This is a genomic window from Novosphingobium sp. B-7 (assembly GCF_000410615.1).
Lineage (GTDB): Bacteria > Pseudomonadota > Alphaproteobacteria > Sphingomonadales > Sphingomonadaceae > Novosphingobium > Novosphingobium capsulatum.
Genome location: NZ_KE148442.1, coordinates 284 through 4,617, shown reverse-complemented (window position 1 = coordinate 4,617; position 4,334 = coordinate 284). Strand labels below are relative to the sequence as shown.

5 protein-coding genes are annotated in these 4,334 nt (G+C 66.1%); 1 reads left to right on the top strand and 4 read right to left on the bottom strand.

Features of this window, described 5'->3' with window-relative positions; all coding sequences use genetic code 11:
• From H926_RS0119525 to H926_RS29085, 4 genes are all read right to left on the bottom strand, one after another.
• The coding region (locus tag H926_RS0119525; RefSeq protein ID WP_022677785.1) for a hypothetical protein at positions 1 to 250 on the bottom strand (250 nt) is incomplete at its 3' end.
• A 135-nt stretch (positions 251 to 385) separates the two neighbouring features.
• The gene (amyA, locus tag H926_RS0119520) at positions 386 to 1,870 is read right to left on the bottom strand and encodes an alpha-amylase (RefSeq protein WP_022677784.1); all 1,485 of its coding nucleotides are present in this window, start codon (positions 1,868 to 1,870) and stop codon (positions 386 to 388) included.
• Positions 1,871 to 1,968: 98 nt separating this feature from the next.
• On the bottom strand, positions 1,969 to 3,027 hold the full coding sequence (locus H926_RS0119515) for a glycosyltransferase family 1 protein (RefSeq protein WP_022677783.1): 1,059 nt from the start codon (positions 3,025 to 3,027) through the stop codon (positions 1,969 to 1,971).
• The gene (locus H926_RS29085; RefSeq protein ID WP_022677782.1) at positions 3,027 to 3,932 is read right to left on the bottom strand and encodes a UDP-2,3-diacylglucosamine diphosphatase; all 906 of its coding nucleotides are present in this window, start codon (positions 3,930 to 3,932) and stop codon (positions 3,027 to 3,029) included. The genes H926_RS0119515 and H926_RS29085 overlap by 1 nt, the downstream gene beginning before the upstream one ends.
• A 148-nt stretch (positions 3,933 to 4,080) precedes the next feature.
• Between H926_RS29085 and H926_RS35020 the strand changes: the two genes are divergently transcribed.
• Positions 4,081 to 4,334: AAA family ATPase (locus tag H926_RS35020; RefSeq protein ID WP_237741112.1), on the top strand; the 254-nt coding region annotated here is incomplete at its 3' end.

The window sequence follows — 4,334 nt, the reverse complement described above, 5'->3', positions numbered from 1 at the left end:
CACCCAGGGCGCCACCCACGGCGCCGGCCACGATGCCCACCGGGCCGCCGATCAGGGCATGGCCGAGCAGCGCGCCACCAGCGCCACCGGCCACCAGACCGGTCGTGCCGCTGGAGTGACGGCACCAGCGATAGTGCGCCCGCGACGAATAGTGGTGGCGGGCAAACGCCGGCGTCGCGTCGATCGCGGTGAGGCCGAACGCCGCGACAATCGCGGGGGCCAGCGCGAGCTTGCGGTTGAATGAGCGCATGATTGTGTCCTTCCCGTTGTTACAATCCAGCAATAATGCCAGGGGTAACGACCGAGGCGGCAGTTGGTTCACGCCACGGGCGATGAAATCTCTGTAATGATCGCAAGCCTTTGTAATAGCGTGTAAAGTTCTGGTTCAGGCAGCGTCCTGGCGCACCCATACGCTGACACTGCCGCCCTCGCACCGCACGGCCAGCGCCCCCTGGTCATCCGCCACGCATTCGCCCTGAGCGTGACCCAGCCAATCGACGAACGTCGCGCCAGCGTGATCGGGGCCAAGCTCTGCCGTGAGCGTGGCGGGCTCGCCATTGCTGAGGATCACCACGCAGCCCGGCGCATCGGCCGTGCCATGGCGGATGAAGCCGATGCAGGTGGGGCTGTCGAACAGATCGGTCTGGGCGCCATGGGCAAAGCGCTGGCGCGCCTGGGTCAGCCGGGCAAGGCAGGCAACCGGGGCAAGGGTAATGTCGTAGTTCTCCCCGTCGCCGCCGGTATCGGCATAGCTGGCGCCGTATAGATCGGGATGGAACAGGCAGGGCACGCCGCCTTCGCGCAGCAGGATCAGGGCATAGGCCAGCGGCTTGAACCAGTCTTCCACCGGCGCCTCGAGCGCCTGAAGCGGCTGGGTATCGTGGTTGGCAACCAGGGTAACGGCGTGTTCGGGCAGGCTTTGCACCAGCGTGCCGTCAAAGATCGTGCGCAGATCGTAATCGGCGCCCGCGTGCGATGCGTCGGAGAAATGGTGGACGAGCGCGGCATCGAACAGCGACAGCTGGTGATCGACGCGATCGAGATAGGTGTGCAGCGCGGCCAGATCGGGTTGCCAGTATTCGGCCACCACGAACAGATCGGGGCTGATGGCCTCGCGGCAATGGCCCACCCAATCGCGGAAGAACCAGGCGGGAATGTGCTTGGCCGCATCCAAGCGGAAACCATCGACCGGCACTTGCTCGGCCAGCCAGCGCCCCCAGAACTTGAGCTCCTCATAGACCGCGCGATTGCGGAATTCGACATCGGCACCCATCAGGAAATCGAAGTTGCCGAGTTCCTCGTCCACCTCTTCGTTCCATTCGCCATCGCCATACTGGTTGACCAGGCGAAACACGCCGTCTTCCTGCGGGTCTTCGATGCGGTCCACCCCGCTGAAGCACTTGTGGTCCCAAACAAAGCGCGAGTGCGCGCCAGCGCGACCGGGAAAGGTGAAGCGGGTGTGGGTGGTGGCGTCGAACGCCTCGTCCTCGATCTGCGTGCGGTCGTCGGGATTGGTGCGGCGCACGCTGACGCGCTCGGTCTCGTCGGCGCCCATCTTGTGATCGAACACCACATCGTGGATCACGCGCAGGCCATGCTCGCGCAGGGCGGCGCAGGCTGCTTCCAGCGCGGCGCGGGTGCCGTATTTCGTGGGCACGGTGCCCTTCTGGTCAAACTCGCCCAGATCGAACAGGTCGTAGGTATCGTAGCCTACCGAGCTGGTGCCGCTGGCGCCCTTGTAGGCGGGCGGCAGCCACACGTCGGTCACGCCCATCTCGGCCAGGCCCGGCGCAGCGCGGGCGGTATCGTCCCACAGCGCGCCTTCGGGCAGGTACCAATGGAACATCTGAATCAGGGTGCGCTGCGACATGGGAAGCTCCGATAGGAGAAAGCTTTCCGGCAAATGCCCCAGCGCGGGATTGGTTGCAGTGCATCATCGGGCAAGTCGCACTTGGTGATGATCGTGCCTCAGGCGGCGCAGGCGATCCGCTCCACGGCGCTGGCTAGCGCGGTTTCGAACTGGTCGGTGGCCGCTTCCCAGGAATAGCTGGCGCCATAGGCAGCGGCATCGGCCCGGCCGCAGGCCAGTGCCAGGGCAATCGCGGTGGCGAGGTCTTCGTGGCAGGCACCCACCGGGCGGGGCAGGTTGCCCTGCGCGCCGCGGCCATCCACGCCGATCACGTCGCGCGGGCCGGCCACCGGGAAGGCGGCCACTGGCACGCCGCAGGCCATCGCCTCGATCATCACCAGGCCAAACGTGTCGGTACGGCTGGGAAAGACGAAGCAATCGGCGGCGCGATAGGCCTGGGCCAGCGCGGCGCCCGAAAGCGCGCCGGTGAAATGCGCCTGGGGGTAGCGGCTTTTGAGCATGGCCAGGTCTGGTCCGTCGCCTACCACCACCTTGCTGCCGGGCACCGCGCAATCGAGAAACGCGCCAAGGTTCTTTTCCACGGCCACGCGGCCGACATAGAGCAGCACCGGTCCGGGCAGCCCAGCAAGCTGGGGCAGCGGGGCGTGGCCGGGATGGAACAGCCCGGCATCGATCCCGCGCGACCACAGCCGGGTCTGCACGATCCCGTGCCCGGCCAGCTCGCGCGCCAGGCTGGGCGTAGATACCAGCACCGCCGCGCTTTGCGCGTGAAAGCGGCGCATCACCGGCCAGAACACATCGGGGCTCAACCCTGTGCGCATCGCGGCGTAATCGGGAAATCGCGTGTGAAACGCGCTGGTAAACGGCACGCCCACCGATTTGCACCAACTGCGCGCGGCCCAGCCGATCGGCCCTTCGGTGGCGATATGCACGATATCGGGCGCAAAATCGCGCAAGGTGCGCCGCGTGCCAAAGCGCGGCGCCATGGCCAGGCGGATCTCGCCATAGCCGGGCAGGGCACACGTGCGGAACTGCTGGGGGGTGAGCAGTTCCACCACGTGGCCCCGCGCGCGCAGGTGCGCAACCGTGGTGGTCAGCGTACGCACCACGCCGTTGACTTGCGGCGTCCAGGCATCGGTAGCGAGGGCAATGCGCATCAGGCAGTTTCCGTTTCGGCCGGGCTGGGCAGGCCGGGCACGGCGGCGGGCGTGAACGGCGCCTGCTTGCGCTGTTCCTCCACCCAGTCGACAATGCTCACCGCGCCGGTGAAATCTTCGACCAGGGCGGTGCAGCTTTCTACCCAGTCGCCATCGTTGTAATAGGTGACATCGCCGATCTGGCGGATTTCGGCGCAGTGGATGTGGCCGCACACCACCCCGTCCACGCCCATGTCGCGCGCGGCGTGGGCCACGGCTTCTTCAAAGTCGCAGATGAACTGCACCGCGTTCTTCACGCGCTTTTTCATATAGGCCGAGAGCGACCAATAGGGCAGCTTGAACTGGCGCCGCACCAGGTTGACCCAGCGATTGGCGCGCAGCAGCACGGCGTAGGCGGCATCGCCCAGAAACGCGAGCCAGCGGGCATAGAGCACCACGCCATCGAAGCCGTCGCCATGGGTGATCAGCAGGCGCCGCCCATCGGCGGTGCGGTGAATGGTGTCGAGCGCCAGTTCCACGCCGCCAAAGGTCATCCCGGCATAGGGGCGCAGCATCTCGTCATGGTTGCCGGCGATCAGCACCACGCGGGTGCCGCGATGCGCCATCTTCAGCACGCGGCGGACCACTTCATTGTGCGCATCGGGCCAGTACCACCCGCGCGACAGACGCCAGCCATCGACGATGTCGCCCACCAGATAGAGCGTTTCGCATTCGATCGAGGCGAGGAAATCGAGCAGCATTTCGGCATTGCAGCCGCGCGTGCCGAGATGAAGATCGGAAATCCACACCGTGCGTACCCGCCGCTTGGGGCGAAAGCCGCGCGGTTCGGGCAAGTCGAGCCAATCGGGCGCGCCCTTGAGCCATTCGCTGACGGGGGCAAAGTTGCGGTCGCTTGGGCGGTCCATGACCCAGTCCCTTCATATGCTGCCGTTGTCTTGCGAATCTCATGGCACCGTCACATTGCGCGCTGGCGACACCGTGTCATGGTTGTGAAACAAGAGGGGAACAAATGGAGGGTGACGCCGGACGTGCAACCCGCTAGGAAGGAAAGCGATGCTGACCGGGCTTTCCATCCGCAATGTCGTCCTGATCGAGGCGCTGGACCTCGTGTTTCCGGGCGGTTTGGGCGTTCTGACCGGCGAAACCGGTGCGGGCAAATCGATCCTGCTGGATTCGCTGGGCCTGGTGCTGGGGGACCGCGCCGACAGCGGCCTGGTTCGTGCCGGAGAAGACGTGGCGAGCGTGACCGCCACATTCGAATTCGCGCGGCGGCCCGATGGCGTGGAAGCGATCCTGGCCGAAGCGGC

Coding starts and splice junctions, on each gene's coding strand:
- H926_RS0119515 (WP_022677783.1), bottom strand. CDS start 3,027: ATGCGCATTGCCCTCGCTACCGATGCCTGGACGCCGCAAGTCAACGGC.
- H926_RS29085 (WP_022677782.1), bottom strand. CDS start 3,932: ATGGACCGCCCAAGCGACCGCAACTTTGCCCCCGTCAGCGAATGGCTC.
- amyA (WP_022677784.1), bottom strand. CDS start 1,870: ATGTCGCAGCGCACCCTGATTCAGATGTTCCATTGGTACCTGCCCGAA.